19 protein-coding genes are annotated in these 21,845 nt (G+C 43.9%); 8 read left to right on the top strand and 11 right to left on the bottom strand.

Features of this window, described 5'->3' with window-relative positions:
* Positions 1–66 precede the first annotated feature (66 nt).
* From NE473_RS23170 to NE473_RS23155, 4 genes are all read left to right on the top strand, one after another.
* Positions 67–1,788, top strand: a complete 1,722-nt coding sequence (locus NE473_RS23170; RefSeq protein ID WP_155560939.1) for an FUSC family protein — start codon at positions 67–69, stop codon at positions 1,786–1,788.
* An 89-nt stretch (positions 1,789–1,877) separates the two neighbouring features.
* Positions 1,878–2,327: a bilirubin utilization transcriptional regulator BilQ gene (bilQ, locus tag NE473_RS23165; protein ID WP_155560938.1), complete on the top strand. Its 450-nt coding sequence runs from the start codon at positions 1,878–1,880 to the stop codon at positions 2,325–2,327.
* On the top strand, positions 2,312–3,457 hold the full coding sequence (gene bilR / locus NE473_RS23160; RefSeq protein WP_055650850.1) for a bilirubin reductase: 1,146 nt from the start codon (positions 2,312–2,314) through the stop codon (positions 3,455–3,457). The genes bilQ and bilR overlap by 16 nt, the downstream gene beginning before the upstream one ends.
* Entirely contained in the window at positions 3,454–3,744 is a 291-nt protein-coding gene (locus NE473_RS23155) for a magnetosome magnetite crystal formation protein family (RefSeq protein WP_055650849.1), read from the top strand. Before bilR ends, NE473_RS23155 begins: the two co-directional genes overlap by 4 nt.
* Positions 3,745–3,796: 52 nt before the next feature.
* Here the strand turns inward: NE473_RS23155 and NE473_RS23150 are convergent, their stop codons facing one another.
* The 7 genes from NE473_RS23150 to NE473_RS23120 all read right to left on the bottom strand — a co-directional run bounded on the left by NE473_RS23150 (position 3,797) and on the right by NE473_RS23120 (position 12,064).
* The gene (locus NE473_RS23150; RefSeq protein WP_006771790.1) at positions 3,797–4,324 is read right to left on the bottom strand and encodes a flavodoxin family protein; all 528 of its coding nucleotides are present in this window, start codon (positions 4,322–4,324) and stop codon (positions 3,797–3,799) included.
* A 138-nt stretch (positions 4,325–4,462) separates the two neighbouring features.
* Entirely contained in the window at positions 4,463–5,347 is an 885-nt protein-coding gene (locus NE473_RS23145) for an FAD:protein FMN transferase (RefSeq protein ID WP_196411679.1), read from the bottom strand.
* On the bottom strand, positions 5,334–6,923 hold the full coding sequence (locus NE473_RS23140; protein ID WP_155560936.1) for a response regulator transcription factor: 1,590 nt from the start codon (positions 6,921–6,923) through the stop codon (positions 5,334–5,336). Before NE473_RS23140 ends, NE473_RS23145 begins: the two co-directional genes overlap by 14 nt.
* Positions 6,920–8,656: a sensor histidine kinase gene (locus NE473_RS32880; protein ID WP_155560935.1), complete on the bottom strand. Its 1,737-nt coding sequence runs from the start codon at positions 8,654–8,656 to the stop codon at positions 6,920–6,922. The genes NE473_RS23140 and NE473_RS32880 overlap by 4 nt, the downstream gene beginning before the upstream one ends.
* Positions 8,653–9,549: a carbohydrate ABC transporter permease gene (locus tag NE473_RS23130; protein WP_155560934.1), complete on the bottom strand. Its 897-nt coding sequence runs from the start codon at positions 9,547–9,549 to the stop codon at positions 8,653–8,655. Before NE473_RS23130 ends, NE473_RS32880 begins: the two co-directional genes overlap by 4 nt.
* Before the next feature lie 21 nt (positions 9,550–9,570).
* Positions 9,571–10,512 carry an ABC transporter permease gene (locus NE473_RS23125; protein ID WP_243145812.1) on the bottom strand — a complete coding sequence of 314 codons (942 nt, stop codon included), beginning with the start codon at positions 10,510–10,512 and terminating at the stop codon, positions 9,571–9,573.
* A gap of 13 nt (positions 10,513–10,525) precedes the next feature.
* Positions 10,526–12,064, bottom strand: a complete 1,539-nt coding sequence (locus NE473_RS23120) for an ABC transporter substrate-binding protein (protein WP_155560933.1) — start codon at positions 12,062–12,064, stop codon at positions 10,526–10,528.
* Positions 12,065–12,302: 238 nt separating this feature from the next.
* Between NE473_RS23120 and NE473_RS23115 the strand changes: the two genes are divergently transcribed.
* From NE473_RS23115 to NE473_RS23105, 3 genes are read left to right on the top strand one after another with little or no spacing between them, the layout of a single operon-like run.
* Complete coding sequence (locus tag NE473_RS23115) at positions 12,303–13,169, top strand: FMN-binding protein (RefSeq protein WP_155560932.1); 867 nt, start codon at positions 12,303–12,305, stop codon at positions 13,167–13,169.
* 2 nt (positions 13,170–13,171) lie between these two features.
* On the top strand, positions 13,172–13,903 hold the full coding sequence (locus tag NE473_RS23110) for an iron-sulfur cluster-binding protein (protein ID WP_155560931.1): 732 nt from the start codon (positions 13,172–13,174) through the stop codon (positions 13,901–13,903).
* A 32-nt stretch (positions 13,904–13,935) separates the two neighbouring features.
* The gene (locus tag NE473_RS23105; protein ID WP_155560930.1) at positions 13,936–14,859 is read left to right on the top strand and encodes a tRNA-dihydrouridine synthase; all 924 of its coding nucleotides are present in this window, start codon (positions 13,936–13,938) and stop codon (positions 14,857–14,859) included.
* 89 nt (positions 14,860–14,948) lie between these two features.
* Here NE473_RS23105 and NE473_RS23100 read toward each other — a convergent pair whose 3' ends face one another.
* The 4 genes from NE473_RS23100 to NE473_RS23085 all read right to left on the bottom strand — a co-directional run bounded on the left by NE473_RS23100 (position 14,949) and on the right by NE473_RS23085 (position 20,532).
* The gene (locus tag NE473_RS23100; RefSeq protein ID WP_155560929.1) at positions 14,949–17,339 is read right to left on the bottom strand and encodes a glycoside hydrolase family 31 protein; all 2,391 of its coding nucleotides are present in this window, start codon (positions 17,337–17,339) and stop codon (positions 14,949–14,951) included.
* A gap of 21 nt (positions 17,340–17,360) precedes the next feature.
* Positions 17,361–18,182, bottom strand: a complete 822-nt coding sequence (locus NE473_RS23095; protein ID WP_006772565.1) for a carbohydrate ABC transporter permease — start codon at positions 18,180–18,182, stop codon at positions 17,361–17,363.
* A gap of 12 nt (positions 18,183–18,194) precedes the next feature.
* On the bottom strand, positions 18,195–19,073 hold the full coding sequence (locus NE473_RS23090; RefSeq protein WP_022030041.1) for a carbohydrate ABC transporter permease: 879 nt from the start codon (positions 19,071–19,073) through the stop codon (positions 18,195–18,197).
* Between the two features lie 70 nt (positions 19,074–19,143).
* Positions 19,144–20,532, bottom strand: a complete 1,389-nt coding sequence (locus NE473_RS23085) for an extracellular solute-binding protein (protein WP_155560928.1) — start codon at positions 20,530–20,532, stop codon at positions 19,144–19,146.
* A gap of 281 nt (positions 20,533–20,813) precedes the next feature.
* Here NE473_RS23085 and NE473_RS23080 point away from each other — a divergent pair, with 281 nt between their 5' ends.
* Positions 20,814–21,842, top strand: coding sequence for a LacI family DNA-binding transcriptional regulator (locus NE473_RS23080; protein WP_022030043.1), 1,029 nt, complete (start codon positions 20,814–20,816; stop codon positions 21,840–21,842).
* Positions 21,843–21,845 lie beyond the last annotated feature (3 nt).

The following is a 21,845-nucleotide window of genomic DNA, read 5'->3' as shown; positions in this document are numbered from 1 at the left end:
GCACGTTATTGCACTGCAGCTTTTTCTGTGATACCATATATCTTCGAAAGAAAGGAGTTTTTATCTATGGCAATACCCAAAAAAAGTTCCATCCTGCCGGTGGTTCAGGACCGGATACGGAAAAATCTGAAATTCGCCACTCTGTCATTTCTGTTTATTATCGCTTACGTCAATGTGTTTCAGAAACTGTTTGGAGCAGAAAATTCCATCGTTGGAGTCATCTTTACGATCATGATGTCGGCCTCCATGGCCCGCGATCTAACTTCTACCCCCTTAAAGCATCTGTTTGCACAGGCCGCCGTGCTGGTGCTGATGGCAGTCTCCGCCTGCCTGGTCTCCACCTTAAATCCGTGGGCCGCTCTGCCAGTCAACTTTGCAGTGATTTATTTTATTCTGTATACATATACCTATGAATATTCCGGACATCTGTATTTTCCATATATTCTGTCCTACTTATTTCTGGTATTCATCTCCCCCTCCAGCCCGGAACAGCTTCCGAAGCGGATTATGGCCATGGTGACGGGAGCCGTCTGCATCATTCTGTACCAGCTTGTGATGGGGCGAAACCGGGCCGAAGAAACGGTTACCGATGTGCTTCTCACTCTGATCCGGGAGGCAAAGCAGTACATATCCTGTCTCTTATCCGGCAGCGCTGCACCGGAAGGTCTGGAGGATATCAGAAAGAATGTACGCCGCTTAAGCTGTATGGTATATGACCGAAGACGGCGGGAACTGTGCATCTCCGATGCCAGCTTTGCCTTAGTGGATTCCGGACGCGGTCTGGAACACCTTCTCATTCTGCTGTCCCAGACAGAGCATCCGGAGGACTGCCGGGATATGCTGGAAAAGACGCTCACTCAGCTGAGCCACTTTGAGTCATATGTCAATAAGAAGACCACAGCCCCTCATCTCATTGCGCGGACTGATTTTATTACAGATCCAGAAGACCTGCGCCAGGAGGAGTTTTACAACAGCCTGGAATATATCAGGAACCATCTTGTCCATATGGCAGATCCTGAAAAAAAATCCCACTATCGCCCTACCCTGCTTTCCCTTTCCATCCGGATTCAGGCTGCTTTAAAAGTAAGCAGAGTGCGTGTGATTTACGCCCTGCGCGTCGCGCTCCTGCTTTCACTCGCCACACTGCTGGTCCAGAGCCTGAAACTCCCCCACGGAAAGTGGCTTCTGTTCACCCTTGCTTCTGTCTCGCTTCCATACGCGGATGACGTTGGGCAGAAGGCCGGAAAACGTCTCTTTGCTACTGCAGCCGGAGGTATCTTCAGTGTGATTCTCTATTCTCTGGTTCCGTCTCCGACTGGCAGAACCGCCATTATGATGCTGTCGGGCTATCTGAGCTTTTATTTTACCGATTATAAGGGTACCTTTACCTGTTCCACGGTCGGCGCACTGGGCGGGGCTGTGTTTATGAGCGCATTCGGATGGGCGCCGGTCAGCCGTATGCTGCTTATCCGTCTGGCATATGTAATTGCCGGGATCGTAATTGCCTACGCCGCCAACTGTCTGCTCTTTCCTTATCACCGCAGTACCGCCGCCGGGACTCTGCTGAAAAAATACGATTTTGCATCAAAGCTGCTGTCAAAGCTCTGCAGCCAGGGTGTAACCGATACACAGTTTTATTACCACCTGGTCATTCAGTCCCAGCTTATTGAAGAAAAACTGTACCAGATTACCTCCGGTGAAGAGCAAAAGCTCCTGCATGACAAAATCTGCGAATGCCGTTCACTGGTAAGGGCGGCTCACCGGAACAATCCGCAGGCGGAAATGTAATATAAAAAGTATTTGACAAAGTCAACTATCAAGAATATAATTGACTAAGTCAAATACTTTTTTGTTTACAGAGAAAGGAGCGTCACTCCATGCCGGATTTTCTTGCTTACTATATTACAGCCCTGAGAAAAGATTTAAATGCCTATTCTGATGCACGGCTTAAACAGTACGGCCTTACAGACGGGCTGTTCTATTATATTATTTATATTGGTAAAAACCCCGGATGTTCACTCAGCGAGACAGCCCGTTTTCTAAAAGCAGACAACGGACACGTAACCCGTTGTATAGGAAAACTGGAGCAGCTGGGCTACGCAGTCCGCACCCGTGACACTGAGGATCACCGCCATTACCACTTAACGCTTACCGCGCAGGGGGAGACCATTTTCAAAGAACTCCATACCCTGCTTTATGACTGGGATCAGACCGTCTGTAAAAACTTAAGCGATATCCAGAGAGAACAGCTTTTGGAACTGCTTCGTCTTGTTACTGATAGCCGGGAAGACCGTAAGGAGGGAAGCGAACCATGTACGAGACCATAAACAGCCCCTTTACCATCGGGAGCGTGACATTAAAAAACAGAATTATTTTTGCCCCCACCTCCATGGGCTTAAAGGAAGAGGAGTATTTAGAAAAACTGGGCGCCATTGCCCGCGGCGGCACCGCCATGATTATCATCGGGGATGTGCCCGTTCTGAAGAGTCCGTTTCTGTCCCTGTACAGCAGAAAAGGATTTCTCCGTTACCGCAGGATCACGGAAACCATCCACCAAAACGGCGCCCTGGCCGCCGCCCAGCTGCATATGTCAGACTCGCAGTTTAGCCGCCTGATTAAATATCTGCCCGGCCTGATTACCGGAAAAATCAAGCCGGATGAGCTGAGAATTCTTTTAAACAATACGGTATCCGATTATATTACCGGCCTGACAGACAAAAGAATCTCTGAAATCATCCGGGGCTTTGGCAAGGCTGCGGTCTTAGCAAAAGAAGCCGGGTTCGATGTCATTCAAATCCATGGCGACCGGATGTGCGGAAGCTTTTCTTCCTCCATATACAACCGCCGGAAAGACCGGTACGGGGGAAGTCCAAAAAACAGAGCCCGCTTTGCCTGCGAGGCCGTCGCCGCAGTCCGCAGAGCCCTTCCGGATATAACCATTGATTTTAAGCTTGCGGTCCGCCAGGAAAATCCCCATTACGGGAATGCCGGAATTCTGATGGAAGAGCTTCCGGTCTTTGTTCCCCTTCTGGAGCAGGCAGGCGTAAACAGCTTTCATGTCACCCTGGCCAATCATTCTGACTTAAGTGACACCATCCCGCCGGCTTCACACCCGTATTTTCATGGGGAAGGCTGCTTCTTATCCTACTGTGATGAGGTCCGCCGCCTGACTGATCTGCCCGTATGCGGCGTAGGCCGCCTCTGTTCTCCGGATTTCGTGGAAGAACAGCTGAAATCAGGGAGAATTCAGCTGGCCGCCATGAGCCGCCAGCTGATTGCAGATCCGGAATGGGTGAAGAAAACCGCTTCCGGCTCCGTCTCCAAGCTATTCAAATGTACCGGCTGCAACCGGGAATGCCTGGGAGGCATGCAGGCCCATAAAGGCGTACACTGCATCCGGGATCACATACAAACAAAGAACAAATCACTCAGCCACGAAAGGAAGGTTGTATCATGAAGCATTCAAAGCTCTATGCCTGTCTCTCCTATTTAAGTATCCTGATTCTTATTCCGGCTCTTATTCCCGGAAAAGATTCATTTGTCCGATTTCATTTAAACCAGGGACTGGTTCTGCTGATCGCAAATATCGTGTTCGGCTGTATCTCTTTTATTCCGCACATGACCTTAATCGGCGATCTTTTAAACTGTGTCGTCCTGATTTTTGCCATTATGGGAATCGTATCTGTCATTCAGGGACAGAAGCGGGAACTTCCTGTTATTGGAAGAATCAGGCTGATACGATAACCGAAACCAGTAAAAAAAGGACCGGCCTTCATAGGAAAGCCGGTCTTTCAAGTTACAGATTCTCTGCAAAGGTTCTTACCTGGGCGAGTGCAGCGGACTGATAGATACTCCCCTTCTCCACCATACCAGGTGCCGTAAACGCGCCTTTATTCTCCCAGTTTAAGTAATCGCAGATGTCCTTTAACTGGGCCTGAGCCGCATTATACACCCCCGGCGATCCGGAATCCAGCAGCATGGCGGCTGAAGTGATGTGAAACCCTGTTTTGGCACACGCATACAGCCGGTCGATGAAGCATTTCATCTGTGCGGAAATATCAAACCAGTAGATGGGCGATGCCAGCACCAGCATATCTGCTTTATGTACATCCTGTAAAATCTCGTTCATAGCGTCATCCTGCACGCAGACGCCGCCGTGAGTAAAACAGTACTCGCAGGCCAGACAGGGGCCTACCTTCAGCCGGCTTAATTTTCGTACGGCCACCTCGTGGCCGCTCTCCTTCGCAGCTTGGGCAAACGCATCTGCCAGTATCTCCGTGTTACCGCCTTTTCTTGGGCTTCCTGTTACTACTAAAATGTTCATATTCCAGCCTCCTCTTCTGCTGACCCGACACGATGTTTATATGATTAGTATAGGTTGATTGGGGCTGATTTTCAAGTGTTTTTGATTGTCTTATTGATTCATTTCCCGACATGGGACTTGCCATAATCATTTTCCAGCTTAACAGAATGACCAGCTTAAATCCAGCCCTTTCTCAGCACTAATCTTTTCCATAAAATGTACTCCTTTTTCTTTACCTAAAAGAACAAATACTGTAGAGAGTATGTCTGCCCAGGCAGCCGATTCCCCTATTACTGTAGCGCTTTTAACATTGGATACGATTGGCTTCCCGCTGACCGGGTCCAGGACATGGCTATAGATTCTTCCCTCCTTTTCAAAATAATGCTCATACCAGGAGGACGTCGCAATACTCCGATCCATTACTTCCTTCACTTCATAAATTAGGCTGGGATTCAAAGGATCCCTGATACCTACCTTCCATGGTTCTCCTGTCTTTTTTCCTCCAATTACAGAAAGCTGTCCTCCAAAATCCAGCATAGCATGTTTCACCCCTTTCAGGCGCAGATAATCTGTCACCAAGTCGAGTGCCATTCCTTTTCCAGACGCACCCGGATCCAGTAAAATATCCGGTATATCAAATATGACTTTATGATTTTTATCAAGATGAACATTATGATAACCAATTGTATTTAATGCCACTGAAATTGTTTTGTCAGAAGGTATTTCCGGTGTATCAGTTATAAAATTCCAATTCTTCTTTAACCTTCCTACCGTAAAATCAAATATGCCTCCGGTCATTCTGGAAACTTCCAGATTAATCCTTATGAATGATTCCAGTAAATCAGATATTTTACAGGCACGTCCCGGTATATAGTTTTTGCACAATACGAAAAGTTCCGAATTGCAATCATACATATTAAGAGTATCCTGCACATTATAAGCCATTTTCCTGCACTGCATCAGTATTTCCCTGATATCTCTTATATTGTCTTCTATTTTTATTGTACAAAAAGACTCATATGCAATAAACTTAATTTCCTCCATGATCCCCCTCACTTTTTTTCCTTTTCTTTCTGTATTCGTTAGGCGGCATTCCGATATTTTCCCGGAAGATTTTAGAAAAATAGGCATAGTTGTCATAGCCAATTCTTAAAGAAATTACTCCTACCGGGTCTGAGGTATCAACCAGCAGCTCTTTTGCTTTATCTAAACGCTTTTTTAAAATATAACTTCCAATTGTCATACCAAATTCTTTCCGGAACTGTCTTGATATATAATCCGGGTTCATAAATACAATCCTGCCGTAATCCTCTCTGGAAATTTCTTCGCAGTAGTGCTGGTCTAAATAATCCCTTACCTTACAGGCTATTCCTTTCGGCTGTTCGATATAGCGTTTGTACTCTCTCGACTTTGTCAAAAGATATTCCACATATAATGCCATTTGTTTCACAGAAACAACTGACTCTTCATACTGTTTTTTATTATTCTGAAACAGAAGGTGGGCACTGATATTCCAACCGCTTAGGCAGGCATATACCATTTGTGTCATATCTACTCGAAAAAGTTCCAGCCAGGTTATATTAATGTGTTCGGAGCACTCTTCCTGATGCAGATAAAATTTGACTGCCGTCATCAACTGATCATACTCACCAGCTAAAATCATAGCCTTCCATTGCCCGAAATCAGGATTAAGATATATCACTTCTTTTTCTTCATATTCCCCTGCATCAAGAATAAACTGCTCCGAAAATGGGCAGTGTTTCAATTGTTTTTCTAATTCAGCAGCAATTATGCTTAATTCAGACGCTTTTGCCCATCTATTCCTTGCCACTATAACCGTATATCTGTGCTCCAATCTCTGTTTTAAAAGATCCTGCCATTCAGATATTGCCTCCATCTGCGTAAACTTTTTCTCCACCGTTCTGACAATCAGAGACCAGATTGGATAAGTATAGGGCATAGATGCCTCCAATTCGTATTCCACTGGTAATGAATGACTCAATCCGTTGATATATTCCTCTAATTCCCGGCTTTGAAAGCATTCTGTACTCATTCCTGGAAATAATATCATAATACAACAAAACCAGTCTTTTCTTAAATACTGAAATCCATGACTGTTCTCATCATTTAAAAACAAATCCCCTTTTTTTGTTCCTGTGAGTAACTGATGCCATATTTCACGCTTAACCTTTTCCTTATTCAGTTTCCAATACTGGCTGTTCACCACGTCGTTCAGGTTCTGCTGCATCTCTCTTACTTTATCGGTCGCTCTTATCACAGCATCTCTCAACTTTTCATAATCAACAGGCTTTAACAAATATTCCGTACTCTCCAGTTTGATTGCCTGCTGTGCATAATGGAAATCAGCAAAACATGTTAAAAAGATAGTTTCGATCCCATAGTGATTTTCTCTGACCCATTGCAGCAATTGAATCCCCGTTTCCCTGGGCATCTCAATATCACAAATCATAATATCTACAGATTCTTTCAAAATCAATTCCCTTGCTTTATCCGCAGTAAGTGCGGATAAAACAGTATCAATGCTCAAATTATTCCAATTCATATTTTGATTGATTCCCTGTATCACATGTAAATCATCATCCACTAATAAAATCTTCATAATACCTCCTCACATTTCCACACATAAGGAACATGGATATCTACGATTGCACCATTATTGGGACTGCAGTTATAAAATTTAATTTCCGCCTGCCCCTGATACAGATATTTCAAACGCTTAATTGTACTGTATGTTCCAATCCCTACTCTTTCATTATAGGAATGGCTGCGATTCAGCACTGTTAAAATTTCAGGTGCAAAACCGGGTCCATTGTCTGTAATGCATATATTTACATACTGCCTGTCATCGATTGTTTCTGAAAATACTGTCACATTAATCCGGCACACCGACGCAGAACCAATTGCATATTTAATACAGTTTTCCACAAATGTTTCAATAATCAAAGGCGGTATACACACATCCTCGATTTCGTCCTCAACTTCTACACAATATTCCACCTTTTCCTCAAATCTGAGTTTCTGAATACGTAAATAATCAGTCACATGCTTGATTTCATCCTTCAGACATACAAGGCTTTTATTTTCCTGTAAAAGATAACGAAAAAATTCTGCGGTAGCCTTTGACATTTCCATTGCTGTAGCGCCTTTTCCCAGATCAATCATGTTGTAGATAAAATTAAGACAGTTAATATAAAAATGAGGTTTTATCTGAAGTTTTAAATAGTCCATATAGATATACTGCTTCTCAATTTCCGCTTTATAGACTTCCGCCTCTAAAAGATTAATTTTCTTCAGCATTGCGCGAAATTCCTGACTTGCCTGTTCCAATTCATAGATTTCGCTCTTTGTCATAACATTAAAATCATCTTTTCCACTCCTCATGCGGTCAATGTTATCAGAAAATTTTCGAATCGGTACCAATACATAATGGTAAAGATACAACATGGAGGCAATCAAAAGCAACAACAGAATTGAGGTAACTGCCACCAAAACCGCCAGAACCGCAGATGTCGCAGTAAAAATATTATTATCATAAACCACAAACCGCAGACGAAACGGCAGGTTCTCAAATTCTCTGTCCAAAACATAGAAATCAGAAAAAAGACTGCGGCTCACCCGGTCCTGCCAGCCGGTTCCTCTTTGTGTCGTCCGGTTATCTCCCACCACTGCCAGATAATGATCTGGCCTGTCATATAAAATAATGGAACTTTTATGATCCCTTGTTAAATCCTTCATGCTTCCAATCAGCTGCTCCGCTTTAATCCAGCAGCCAATATAAATGTCATGCATTTTATAACTTTTAATAATATACTTTTTTTCATCCATTTCTGCAGTCTGCCACTGCTGCTGGCCTGTAGCCTCCAATTCTCCGGAAACCAGCTTATCCTTTAGGTCCTTACAATAGGAGCTCCATTCCACTTGTGAAAGGCCGCTCTTATTAACTCCGATATATAATTCTGAAAATGGAAAAAAGGCGAAGAAATTATATTCTCCACCGTACTCGTCTGAGTAAAACTGAAACGTTTCCTGTAACTTCGTAATATAATAATTCTTATATGCCTCATTCTCCGTCGACTGAATCACATCCACATAAGCCGGCACGCCGGTATCCATGCTGCTCCCCTCCAGGAGCAGCATGGCTAAACGTCGGTTTACATTAGCAACAACATTATCGACACTGCTTACATAGAAATTTATGACCGATTCTGTATATTGTTTTTCCTGGATCCGGCTTCTGTGGCTGCTTAAAAAGCTTAAAACAACACAAACAACAGAAAATGGAATTAATAAGGCCAGTCCAAAAATTCGTTTGAAAATATTTTTTCTCTTCACCCCTTAACCGCCCCCATGGTTATACCCTTTGTAAAAAATCTTGTTAAAAATGGAAATACCAATAATACCGGCACCATCGCTACAAACGCAATTGCCATTCGAACAGAAGCAGTTGGGAGCTTTGATAAAAGCTCTGAGCTGGCCCCTACCTGGCTGGAGTTCAGATATTGTATATCAGTTACAATCTTATTTAGAAAATTTTGAATTGAAAACAACTTTTCTCCTTCATATCCCACAAGATAATACAGACCATTGGTCCAGTCGTTCCAATAGGACAATCCAGAAAATACTGCCATAGTAGCCATAATTGGCTTACCAAGAGGAAGGACAATATTTAAAAATACTTTAAACTGGCTGGCCCCATCAATTTCCGCCGACTCATACAGCTCCATAGGTATATTACTACTGTAAAAGGTACGCATTAAAAGTACATTCATCGGATGCATAAGAAGATTTGGAACTATAAGCGCAAAAATTGTATTCTTAACATTAAAAACAGATGTATACATTAAGTAGGTAGGCACCAGTCCACCATTAAACAGCATCGTAAATACAACAAAAAATGTAACTGCACGCAGTCCAGGAATCCGTTTTAAGGATAGCCCAAAAGCCAGCATGGAAGATATCAGAATATTGGCCGCAGTTCCCAAACACGTAACTGTAATTGTTACACAATACGCACGAAATATTTTTCCTCCCTGCTTTATAATATACTCATACGCATATAGGCTGAATCTCCCAGGAAAAAATGAATATCCATTTTTTATTAATTCATTCTCATCTGTAATAGAAGAAATAAATACCAGTAAAAACGGAAGAAGCGCCATAAGGGTCACAAAAATCATGGTTATATTAGCAGCCACTTCGAATTTTATTTGATTTTTTGTTTTCATATTCAAACTCCTGCGATCTGCTTAAAACAGAGCACTCTCCTTATCGATTCTTCTCACCATAAAGTTGCAGCCCAAAAGAAGCAGCAATCCCACAAAAGACTGATAAAAACCGGCCGCAGAAGCCATACCGATATTTCCTAACTGCAAAAGACTTCTGTAGACATAGGTATCAATTGTATTTGTCACATCATATAATGCACCTGTATTCATTGGCACCTGGTAAAAAAGTCCAAAATCCGAATAAAACATCTTTCCTACAGACAGAAGCGTCATGGTTAAAATAGTTGTTTTTAAACAGGGAAGTGTAATAAAGCGGATCTGCTGAAGCTTTGTAGCCCCATCCAATTTGGCTGCCTCATAAAATCCCTCAGAGATTCCTGCTATTCCTGCAATATAAACCAGGCAATTGTAGCCTACCCCTTTCCATGCATTGATTACCGTTAAGATAAACGGCCAGTATTTTGGTTCCATATACCACGAGACAGGCTCTTTTTTCATCAGCTTCAGTATTGATTGATTCATCAGCCCTTTGTCCGGACTAAACACCGCATATACCATATAGCTGATAATCACTATAGACATTAAATGGGGAAGCAGAATCGCAGATTGATACACCTTTTTTCTCCTTTTCCCATTGGTATCGCTAATGAAAATAGCATAGGTCAGTGCAAGAATAGTATTAAGGGCCAGGAACACAAGATTATACAGGATCGTATTTCTTGTAATAATAAATGCATCCGGTGTCTTAAATAAATATTCAAAATTGGACAGTCCTGCCCATGGGCTGCGAAATATGCCTTGAGAAAAATTGTATTTTTTAAAAGCAAGAATCAGGCCAGCCATTGGTATGTAATTATTGATAAAAAGATATAAAAGCCCCGGAGCCATCATGACATAGATCGGCAGCCATTTTCGAATCTGGTGTCTTCTGCTTTTTTTTGAGGCCATTGCATTCCCCAACATGAATATCTCCCCTCTAACTTTGCTGTTTGGCAAGCCATTCATTCAACTGCCGTTGTTTTTCTTCGATTACCTTCTCAATCCCTGCCTGTTTTAATTCTTCATTATACTTTTTTATGTACTCTTCCGGATCAACCGATCCGGTTTCAATTGATGCCTTAAATTTATCTCTCACGTTATTAATAGCAGCCAGTTCAGTCTCAATAGCGCTTGTATCATAGGAAAACCCGAATGCCATAGATTTTTTTGCTTCCGGATTGTTATTAAATTCTATTGTCTGCTGATAGACATCCCAGTCCGCAACACCATTCCATGTACTTGATATAAATTGATTTGGCAGCGCCCAGGAATAACCTGCATGATAACCTGCATTATCATAATTTACACCTTCCGGAAAATCTGCTATATTCTTCTCTTTATCCACATACACCCAGTCGATTCCCTCTTCTCCCCAGTTAAGAAGCTGTTCTACTTCACTGCTTCGGAATAGAAAATCCAACATCTGCATGGCCTTATCCGGATCCTTAGAACTAGCTGCAATCCCATATGCATTATAGCTGTTAGCGCCTGATATAATCACCTGATCTCCCAAATAAGCATATACCATATCCTGTCCGCCAAATTTCTTGGGAGTATTGGGGAACCAGCCCATTAAAGCAGAAAAAGCAGTATTGGCTTGAAATGCAGACTCAAATCCAATGGTTGTTGTGGCCGCATCCGAATTAATTAAACCTTCCTGATACCACTTGTGAAGTAATTTACATGTTTCCATATAAACCGGACTCTCTGTAATGGCCATTACTTTGGTATTATCAATTCCATTGTTTTCCAGAACTGCCAATCCGTCAATCAACTGGTCAAACAAATTCATACGGTCGCTGACTGGGAGCTGATCCGGCGCTATGTAAAGCGGAGTGACTCCTGGTTCCTTTTCTTTAATCAATGTAAGAACTGATTCCAGATCTTCCAGTGTATGAATACTGCTGGCATCAATATTATACTTATCCACCAGATCTTTACGCATTCCGATTGCAGACCTGCTTCCAATATTTCCAAAATTTGTAACTCCATATACAAATCCACCAACATTGACTGCTTTTAAATTCGCCTCTCCCCACAGTTCTTTAATACTGTCAGCATGACGATCTAAAAGCTCGCTGATTTCCAATAACTGACCATTTTTTATAAATCCCGATGCAACCGAAGGCGTCTCCAGAAAAACCAGATCTAAAGACTCCCCGCTTGTCAGCATAAGCTGCCGCTGCTGCTGAATACTCCCAAATGGTACAATCGTAAGATTCAGCTTCATATTTAATTCCTTCATGGTTATCTCGTTAATTTTTTCTGAGATGCGGGGAAAATCTTCCTGCTGCATCCCAGCCATCAACATATTAACAGTATAAGCCTCTTCGCGCTTTCCTCCCGCATCCTGCTGTTCTATTTGTGCTGACTGCTGTGATTCCGTTGATTTTTCTGTACTGCCAGGATTTGCACATCCGGCTGCCGCCAGCGCTGCAAAAAAAACACCACACCATACGCTAATCCATTTTCTCATATCTCTCTTCCCTTCTTCCCATGCCCTGGGATTGTTTTTATATGAAAACTATACCTTTTATTAAATTCCATTTCTATTACAATCCCGACCCTTATTTATAATTTTTCGACTTAAGAAATCTTCTGGACACGCAGGTCAAAATAATATAAGAACAGGTCGTTTTAATTATATCAATTACTTATTTTCATTACTACAATTAAGGCACAGGTAAATTTTAGCAATTATAAGGAGGAGTCATATGATAGGAAAAAGAGAAAAAAATGTTTCAATTCTTGATCAGCTATCCTGGAGCGTCCAGCCGCCAAAAGGACTGATTAAAGGAGAGTATTACTATGAAGAGAATCGTTTTGAGGTTGGATTCAAAGGGGATATCGGACATTTAGGAGTTCTGGAGGTAGTCAAAGATAAGAATAACCTGGTAATGGTAGAGTTTAACGAAAAAGCTTCCCCGTCTTATTACTTGAGGAAGTATCAAAATGCGGATAAACGGTTGTCTGATTACAGCTTCTTTCAGGCATCAAAAGAACGGACAGCAAAGACAAAAGTGGTTCTCGTCAATGGTATGACACACTTAGAGCATCAGATGGTTGCAGAAAACAGGCTTACGGGTGATTTTGATCTTGTCTCCGGGGCCTCAAACAGTATCAAACGTTCCATGATTCCGTTAGCAGAAAAAATAGCTCAGCGGATCAATCAGCCTTCTGGTCAATTTTATTATGGTATTAGCAGAGAAGTAGAACCCGGTATTACTGGAAGACTGCAGCTTGTGCTGGAACAGGGCCGTATCATCAGCTGCCGATATGATGAAATTTTCGCTGACAATCCAGATGATATAAAAGATCCGGAATTAAAACCATTTTACCGTCAATCCAAGTACTATTCTTTTGATTATATTTCAACAACAGGTCCTGGTTTTAATTACCTTGTTGATCTGTTAACAGCTTCCATTCTGGAAAATCAGGACCTGACTGGACTGATCGGACTGCCCTTTACCGAAAAAGAAAACTTTGCTGCGGACTGGGCTCACTATCTGCCTCTGGCAGAAGCACTTGAAAAAGAACTAATTACGGATGGCATCTTTTATCCCAAAAAGGAGGTACAATAGACATGGGCTATAAAGAAGTACATAATTCTAAAATTATCAATAAAACAACTTACACTGCAAAAGATGGCCGGTCTTATTCCATGCTGGAATTAACCTACCCAAATTTCAGTTACACTCCCGGTCAATTTGTTATGATTCAGACTCCGGATGACGGTTTTAATTGGGCTTACCCATATTTGATCTATGGTTCTTCACCTGATTCCGTTACCGTATTGGCCAGGGAAAGAGCGTCTATTTTTAAACGCGAAGCTGGAAACAAAGAGGTTGTCTGGGGTGCAAATGGAACGGGACTTACAAATCCGCCTACATTAATTATTACCGAACCGGCGGCATTCTTCCTTGCTGCACCAATCTGTAAATCGTATCCCAATGCAACACTTATCCTTATAGGAGATAAAGCATCGGTACCAGAAGAGCTTTGTCCGGATCAAACCGTTTTTTTAACGGATTTAAAAGAAATATGCAGTAAAATTGAAGCCGCAGACCAGATATGCCTGATGCTTAATTTAGGTACATTAGAACCCTTAATGTCGCAGGTATCTGAAACCGCAAAAGAAAAGACGATGTTGTTTGTAAGTACTCAAATAGGCTGTGGTATCGGAGCCTGCCGTGCCTGTTATCTGCACAGCCCTGAGATGCAGGCTGGTTTTCCTGTATGCTGTAACGGTCCATTTCTGCCTTACAATCAGATTAATTTTGAAGTGGATCGAAATTGTTTTACTACATTTATTTAGAACTAAAATACAGGTAAAGGAGCCGGAATACTATGAATTTAGAAGTCAAACTACCTTCACCAAGTGGTGAAATTATACTTAAAAATCCTATTATGCCTTCTGCGGCTACCATGGGGAATGTAATCGAATACAACGATTATTTTGATTTAAACGCACTCGGAGCATTAATTCCCAATTCCATGTTTATTGACAGCGGATCGCCAACCCGCAATAAAAAGATGGCTCAGACAGAAAACGGTTTTATCAGCTGCTTTTCAAAAAATAATATCAGTATATTTAATTTTGCTGAAACAATTTTGCCCAGGCTCCCCTGGCAGACTACTCCTGTTATTATTGATATGAAAGCACGCGATATTGACCAAATGGAGCAATTAGCCGCAGTTATCAACAAACTGGATCAAATAGCGGGAGTAGAAATTAATTTAAACTGTCCTTATGGTGTTGCAGACGCGCCTTACTGGCACAACCTGGACACCTTAAAGGATCTAATCCGCAGAGTCCGAGCCGCTGCAAAAGACAAATTGGTAATTGCCAAGGCGCCCGGCGGCTTTATCCCAGCTGCCCAGATTGCACGGGCCTGCGAAGAAGCCGGAGCAGACGCAATCACAAGTTTTTGTAATTTTGGTGGTACAAAAATTGATATTTATTCCCGCAAACTTATTTGCGGCGTCAATGGAGAAGGCGGTTTTTCCGGGCCTGGAATTAAGCCTATGTGCCTGCAGCAATGCCGTCAGATGATAAACGCAGTAAACATTCCAATTATAGGAAATGGCGGAATAAGCAAGGCTGAAGACGTTTTGGAATATATCATGCTGGGAGCCACTGCAGTACAAATCGGTTCTGCCAATTTAAGCAGACCGGATTTTATCTACCAACTGACAAAGGACTTAGAAGTACTTATGGATAAACTGGAGATTCATTCACTTGATGAAATACGAGGCTGCGCAACTATGTAATGTCCCATTTTTACTTGATTCAGAAAAGCGGTCAAAGCCACTGATTTATTGGCTTTGACCGCTTTGGTCTGATTACATTATTTTTTTATTTAAAAAGCCGTCAATATCTCCACCAACGCCCCCTTAATCTCCCCATCAATCTCCATCGCCTGCAGCTCCGAAAGAAAGACCTTCAAACTCTTCCCTTCCCTGATCCTCCTAAACAACATCTCCTTTATCTCAAACTCGATCTCCGCCTGATTCAGAAAATCAAAAACAAGTTTCTCCACCGGGTTTTCAGAAAGCTTCATGCTCGTCTCAAACCTTACAACCAGCGTTTTTGCAGTACTAACCTGATCGATCTCCAGAGTCAGGGTTCTGCTGTCCGCGTCATAAGACTTTCTGCATGCGGTTTCCCCGCCATTCAGCGTCACACTGCATTCTGCATCCGTCACAGCAGCAAACTCCAGAATATAATTCCTTTTCTCCGGTATCAACTCCACTGCCCCCACCGCCGAAGCGATTGTAAAGGACTGTTTTTCCCCTTCCCAGTCGAACTTCATATCGGTAGTCACGCAAACATCCTGCTCATAATTACAGGTTTCATTGTCATCCTCATACAAGGTAAATGCGCCATCCGCACCTCCAAAGATCCGAATTCGCAGCGTCTCCGGGTTAGCCGTCACATCAGCAGCTCCAATATCGTCTGTCATGGGAATTACGCCGCCGGCCTTCACCAGTACCGGAATCGTTTCCAGCGGCCTGTAGAGTTCCATGACTCTCCCGCCTTCATACACCATGTGGTTAAAGAAATCAATGCAGGTCCCTTCCGGAATCCACACACGCACCTTCGCCTCATTGATCTGCCCGATTCTTGGCGCCGTAACAGGAGCCACAATCATCTCACTGCCGAAATAGTACTGGTTTGCCACCTCATAAGCCTCCACCGCTTCCGGATGCTTATAGTACATCGGCATGATTAACGGTTCCGCCATACAGCTTGCTCTGAAATTCATCGTATATAAATAAGGCATCAGCCGGTGGCGCAGCCGCAGGAAATCTCCCATGACAGCCTCTGTCTCCTTCTTAAACCGCCACGGTTCTTTTCCGTTAAACTCACTGCAGGAACTGTGGAGCCGCATAATCGGAGAAAACACGCCAAACTGCGTCCACCGCGCCTCCATTTCGTCATCCTTATAGCCCCTCATATGGCCTCCGATGTCGTGGCTCCACCAGCCATAACCGATATTAGAGGCATTCGCAGTAAAATACGGCTGAAATTCGAGAGAGTCCCATGTTGTGATCGTATCGCCGGAAAATCCCACCGGATACCGGTGGCTTCCCGGTCCCGCATACCGCGAAAACGTCATTGGCCTCTTTCCGTCTCTCCCGCTGTCCAGAAAATGGTAATGGTTCAGCAGCCATAAAGGATCCAGTCCGGGAATTCTGCTGTTCCCTCCCTGCTGCCAGTCAATCCACCAGAAATCCACTCCCATTTTTTCATAAGGATGATGAAGGTACTGAAAATACGCTTCGAGAAAATCAGGATCCGTAATATTAAAGCACACCGGATCTTCATGCTCCCAGTCTACTCCCAGATCTTTAGCCATATCCTCATACATCTCTTCATAAGCCTGAACCCCATCCGCCGGGTGGACATTTAACGTCGTCCTCATGCCACGCCTGTGGAGCGTCTGCAGAAAACGCTCCGGATCGGGAAAGAATTCCCTGTTCCATGTATAACCGGTCCATCCGCTGCCATATTTCGGGTCAACATCAACCAGATGCCAGTCCATGTCGATGACTGCCACGGTAAACGGAATCGCTTCCTGCTCAAACCGGTCCATTAACGCCAGATAAGATTCTTCGGTATACTTATAGTATCGGCTCCACCAGTTTCCGAGAGCAAACCTCGGAAGCATGGGAGTTCTTCCGGTGAGGTAATAAAAATCCTTTAAGCAGTCCAGGTAATCATGGCCGTAGCCAAAGAAATACAAATCCTCCCCTTCCCCCTTCCGAGCCTCTACCCAGCCGTCTTCCGTCAGTATCATGCTCCTGCTGTCATCAATAACGGAATACCCGAATCTCGAAAGTACGCCGCTTTCCAGTTCTGTCTTCCCGTCCACCTCATCCAGCGTTCTGGCCGTTCCCTTCAAATCATGGATATCTTCAGAATAATGCCAGATGCTGTGATAGGCACTCAAGTTTCCCAATACCTGAATACTTAAACCGTGCCGTGAAAATTCCTGTTCATTATAAATGATATGAACCCGTTTTGTTATGATCTCGATTCCGTCTTCCGTTTTTATCAGACGGTAACCCGCCGGTTTAAAATCCCGGTTCCACGCCATCTGCGTGGGGCGGTCCTCAAAGCAGCCGTCTTTTCTGTATTCCAGACGAATCAGCCCTTCCGTCAATACGCTGATGCGGTAACAGGCACCCGCTATTACATTTTCCCCGGTCGCTGCAGGGTTCGTCTTAACCTTGAAAATATCTCTCATCACCGTTTTCTCCTTCTGTCTTTACCCCTTTACTGCCGATGCGGCGATTCCTGCGATAAACTGTTTCTGGAAGAACAGATAGACCGCCAGAACCGGTATAATAGATATCGTGGTTGCGGCAAACAGCGCGCCGTAATCCGTCGAATACTGTCCGTTAAACATCTTTAATCCTACAGACAAAAGCTGTTTTTTGCTGTCGTCAATCACCAGGTACGGCCACAGGAAGTCCTCCCACGCCCATAAGAACTGAAAAATTGCAATGCTTGAGATTCCGTTCTTCGCCATCGGAATGACAATCTTATGAAAAATATAAAACTCATTGGCTCCGTCAATCCTGGCCGCTTCCAGGATTTCATCCGGTACGGATGCAATATGCTGCTTCATCATAAAGATTCCAAAGCCGGAAAATGACGCCGGCACAATTAACGCGGCATAAGAATTCATCCATCCAAACGCCTTGATCATGGAATATCTCGGTATAATTGTGACACACCACGGAATCATCATGGTAGCCAGCACAAGGCCAAACAGCGCGTCCCTGCCCTTAAACCTGTATTTACTGAGTACAAAACCGCACAGTGTACTGGTGTAAATCACGATCACCGTAATGGCCAGCGTGATAAAAATACTGTTTGCAAAAAACCGCATGAAGTTAAAATGCGAATTCATGGATATGTAATTGGAGACCGTGAACAGCTTCGGCAGAAACGTCTGATGCAGAGCCACAATCTCACTGTTCTTCTTAAAAGACGAAGCCAGCATCCATAAAAACGGATAGACGGTCACAACGCCCAGCACCAGAAGCACCATGTTTAAAACAATACTGCTAACCCTTTTTCTCATGATAGTTCCCCCTTATTCCGAATCCCCGGATACCCGGAACGACAGCCAGGTAAATACCGCGGTGATGACAAACAGTACAAAGGACATTGCTGAGGCATATCCGAAATTATATTTCACAAACGCCTCGTTATAGATGATATAGGAGGATAAGTAAGTAGCCGTTCCCGGTCCGCCCTCGGTTAAGATCAGCACCTGAACATACGCCTGAATATAGGAAATAATGGATGTAATCACAACAAATAATGTCATGGGCTTCAGCAGCGGAAGCGTTAAATATTTAAAAGTCTGCCAGGAGGACGCACCGTCCACCTTTGCCGCCTCCATGGCATCGCTGGGGAGAGAATAGAGTCCCGCCATAAACATGACAACCGCATATCCGAAATCTTTCCATATCGTCATAACCATAATTGCGATTAAAGCTGTCTTCGGATTCATCAGCCAGTTGATATCCAGCCCCAGAATCTGGTTGATAGAGCCAATCTGTGGATTGTACAGGAATTTCCATACAAAAGCCACCGCTACCATAGGCGTAACAACAGGCATGTAATAAACAGCGCGGAAAAAGCTCTTATGTTTGACCAGAGTCGAATAGATGGCCACTGCTATGGCGAGTCCTAAGCCCACCCGGAAAAAGATAACCACAACCGAAAAGATCAGGGTATTGAGCATGGCTTTTCCAAAGAGTGCGCTGGTAAATACATTCACATAATTTTCTATGCCGGTAAAGCGGTAAATACCGCTGAGCGGATTCCATTCATGGAAGCTTCCGGCAAAGGCAATTCCTATAGGCACCAGCAGAAATACCACGTAAAAAATGATCATGCCGGTTACCGTGAGATTGCGGAGCAGAATTTCACTCTTGCTCTGCAGGGGATTTGATTTTCGGAACATGGTTTTCCCTCCTTCATGCGGGGATGCAGCTTTTAAGCTTTCATTTGGCAGCATCCCCGCCGGCCGCTTCCTACTCTGCGAATTTATAAAGATCTTCTACGGATTCAAAACTGCTGTTTTTCATATCATTGTGGATCGTCTCCTCCGCCTCGGCCAGCGCGTCGTCGACGGACATTCCATTGAAGAAGATATTCTCTCCCGCCGTCTTCAGCGAAGTTTCCATGGTAGCAGGCATCGGACCCGGCCAGATGTAGCGGTCAATATGGTCTGCCAGTACGGCCATGGATGGATTTGCTAAAATATCTGCATCATCAGCCAGGGATTTCTTTGCCGGGAATGTGCTCATGGCAATATTGAATTTCTTCTGGATCTCATCATTGGCCAGGAAATACTTTACAATATCCTGTGCAACCGCCTGCTGGTCTGCCGGCGCGTTCTTGTTAATTCCGAAGGTTGATTCCCCGTTATAACGGTTATAAGCGTACGGATTCTCTGCAAATACCGGAATCTCAAAGACGCCGAAATTGATATCCGGGAAATTTGTCTTCAGTGTATTATTGAAGTGCCCCCACTGAATGGTCATGGCTGACTGGCCCTGTCCGAAGCTGTCCGCGCCCTCGGCTCCAAAGTCTTTCGAACCGACCCCGTCAACCTCATACAAATCTACCAGAAGCTGCATAACCTTCTTCATCGCGTCATTATTGACTGTAGCAGTCTTTTTATCCTCTTCAAACAGATTCTGACCCAGCTGATAGTTCAGTCCAAGAAGGTAGTTCTGGTGGAAGGTTCCGTTGAAGTTAAGCCCCGCCTGTACAAAGCTGTTTCCCTCCTTGACTGTCAGCTTTTTCGCCACTTCCCGCATCTCGTCCCAGGTCTTTGGAATATCCGCGTCCGTAAGTCCGGCCGCCTCCCACATGTCCTTATTATAATAGACGGAGCCGGTCATAATTCCATAGTCAATATAGTATACATCTCCGTCAATCACATGGGCGCTTACCCCGTTAAAATCAGCGTCTAAATCTTCCTGTGAAATCTCATAGGGAGCCATATAATGAATCAGGTTTTCGTGCTGGCTGTTATGTACATTAAAGATAGCCGGGCCATTGGTGCCGCCGAGAGACAGGGGGAGCTTTGTCCAGTAATCGTCCCATGGATTATTGACAAGCTTGATGGATACGTTGGGATGGATTGCCGTATAACCGTCAATCAGCTCCTGAAACAGGTTGTCACTGCCCCATTCCCAGAATTCTACGGAAATGTCTTTTCCTTCGTTGACCGGCTGAGCCGGATCATACTTTACAGTATCTCCAAACGGCTCTGTCGGCACAGAAACAGCCGCGCTCCCGGCATCTTTTCCATTTCCCGAATCTGCTCCGCTGCATCCCGTAAGGCCTGTCACCGCCACTGCCGCTGTCACTGCCAAAACAGCCGTTCTACAACTTCTCCAACACTTCTTCATTTCAAACTCCTCCTTATTCTTTTTCCATGACCGCTCTCTTTTTTTAAAGAAAACTGCTTACGTTTGGTTTCGCGCTATAGTTTAGCGCTAAATCTGATAAGAGAATACCACTGCGCAGAAGCAATGTCAACATTATTTTCTTATTTTGTCATGTTTAAATAGTTTAATCCACATTAAACTAGGCAATATTACCAACAGTTATAAAAATATGATTGCATTTCTTCTTTTGATCGCGTATAATATATTTATCGTTAAACTATTTGATCAAAGGGGTATTGAACATGACTTTAAAAGATATTGCAGAAAAAGCCGGCGTCAGCATGATGACTGTATCCAACGTCATTAATGGGAAACACAGTCGTGTATCCGCTGCAACCATAGAAAAAGTAAATACAATTATAAAAGAATACAATTACGTCCCGAATCTGTCCGCCAGAAGCCTGACTGTAAAATCATCTCACATTATCGGCGTCATCGTGCCTTTAGATTCCGAGGAATCCCCTGTCAGCTATTTTGACAATCCTTATGTCAGCTCCATGATCGGAGTGATTGAACGGGAACTGCGCAATAACGGATATTTCGTCATGATCCGTTCTGTTCAGACCCAGGAAGACTTATCCGTACTGATGCGCAACTGGAACGTTGACGGCGTTATCTTTCTCTATCCCCTGCTGGGTGAGTGTTTTGAGGACTCTGTCAATGCCATTATTGAAGAAACCCATTTACCCGTTGTACTCTTTGACGCCCGGATCACCAATCCTGAGGTTATAAACGTATACTCTGATGACAAAAAAGGCTGTTATCTCTCAACACGCTACCTTATCAGCCGCGGGCATAAAAAAATTGCCTTCGCTGCATACTGCGAAGACAATCCGCTGTTAACTGACCGTTTTAACGGTTACCGGGCCGCCATGGAGGAAAGTGGGCTGGGCTGTGATCCCGACTGCATCTTTTCCTATTCCCCGTCCTATGATGATGGTATTGCCGCCGGCAAAGCCATTGCCGGCAGCGGCCATAAGATTACTGCTGTTGTCACGACCGCTGATATCTGTGCGATCGGTGTTATGGAAGGCGCCAGACTCGCAGGCCTTCGGATCCCCACGGATCTGTCCGTCATCGGTTATGATAATCTGTCCGTATCCACCTATACGACGCCGAAGCTGACCACGATATCACAAAATGTTACAAAAAAAGCAGAAACAGCCATGAAGCTGCTTTTAGAAAAACTCAGCACCGGTCATGTGGAACAGCCGCATGTGCAGCTGGATGTGGAACTGATTGAGCGGCAGTCTACTGTCTCGCTGCTGTAATAC

Source organism: Hungatella sp. SL.1.14, assembly GCF_024460495.1.
GTDB lineage: Bacteria > Bacillota > Clostridia > Lachnospirales > Lachnospiraceae > Hungatella > Hungatella hathewayi.
Note: the sequence above shows the minus strand (reverse complement) of the source record. Positions and strands in the feature narration are given on the sequence as shown.

Coding starts and splice junctions, on each gene's coding strand:
- NE473_RS23130 (WP_155560934.1), bottom strand. CDS start 9,549: ATGAAAACAAAAAATCAAATAAAATTCGAAGTGGCTGCTAATATAACC.
- bilR (WP_055650850.1), top strand. CDS start 2,312: ATGTACGAGACCATAAACAGCCCCTTTACCATCGGGAGCGTGACATTA.
- NE473_RS23120 (WP_155560933.1), bottom strand. CDS start 12,064: ATGAGAAAATGGATTAGCGTATGGTGTGGTGTTTTTTTTGCAGCGCTG.
- NE473_RS23145 (WP_196411679.1), bottom strand. CDS start 5,347: ATGGAGGAAATTAAGTTTATTGCATATGAGTCTTTTTGTACAATAAAA.
- NE473_RS23155 (WP_055650849.1), top strand. CDS start 3,454: ATGAAGCATTCAAAGCTCTATGCCTGTCTCTCCTATTTAAGTATCCTG.
- NE473_RS23090 (WP_022030041.1), bottom strand. CDS start 19,073: ATGTTCCGAAAATCAAATCCCCTGCAGAGCAAGAGTGAAATTCTGCTC.
- NE473_RS23105 (WP_155560930.1), top strand. CDS start 13,936: ATGAATTTAGAAGTCAAACTACCTTCACCAAGTGGTGAAATTATACTT.
- NE473_RS23115 (WP_155560932.1), top strand. CDS start 12,303: ATGATAGGAAAAAGAGAAAAAAATGTTTCAATTCTTGATCAGCTATCC.
- NE473_RS23095 (WP_006772565.1), bottom strand. CDS start 18,182: ATGAGAAAAAGGGTTAGCAGTATTGTTTTAAACATGGTGCTTCTGGTG.
- NE473_RS23150 (WP_006771790.1), bottom strand. CDS start 4,324: ATGAACATTTTAGTAGTAACAGGAAGCCCAAGAAAAGGCGGTAACACG.
- NE473_RS23085 (WP_155560928.1), bottom strand. CDS start 20,532: ATGAAGAAGTGTTGGAGAAGTTGTAGAACGGCTGTTTTGGCAGTGACA.
- NE473_RS23125 (WP_243145812.1), bottom strand. CDS start 10,512: ATGTTGGGGAATGCAATGGCCTCAAAAAAAAGCAGAAGACACCAGATT.
- NE473_RS23170 (WP_155560939.1), top strand. CDS start 67: ATGGCAATACCCAAAAAAAGTTCCATCCTGCCGGTGGTTCAGGACCGG.
- NE473_RS23140 (WP_155560936.1), bottom strand. CDS start 6,923: ATGAAGATTTTATTAGTGGATGATGATTTACATGTGATACAGGGAATC.
- bilQ (WP_155560938.1), top strand. CDS start 1,878: ATGCCGGATTTTCTTGCTTACTATATTACAGCCCTGAGAAAAGATTTA.
- NE473_RS23100 (WP_155560929.1), bottom strand. CDS start 17,339: ATGAGAGATATTTTCAAGGTTAAGACGAACCCTGCAGCGACCGGGGAA.
- NE473_RS23080 (WP_022030043.1), top strand. CDS start 20,814: ATGACTTTAAAAGATATTGCAGAAAAAGCCGGCGTCAGCATGATGACT.
- NE473_RS23110 (WP_155560931.1), top strand. CDS start 13,172: ATGGGCTATAAAGAAGTACATAATTCTAAAATTATCAATAAAACAACT.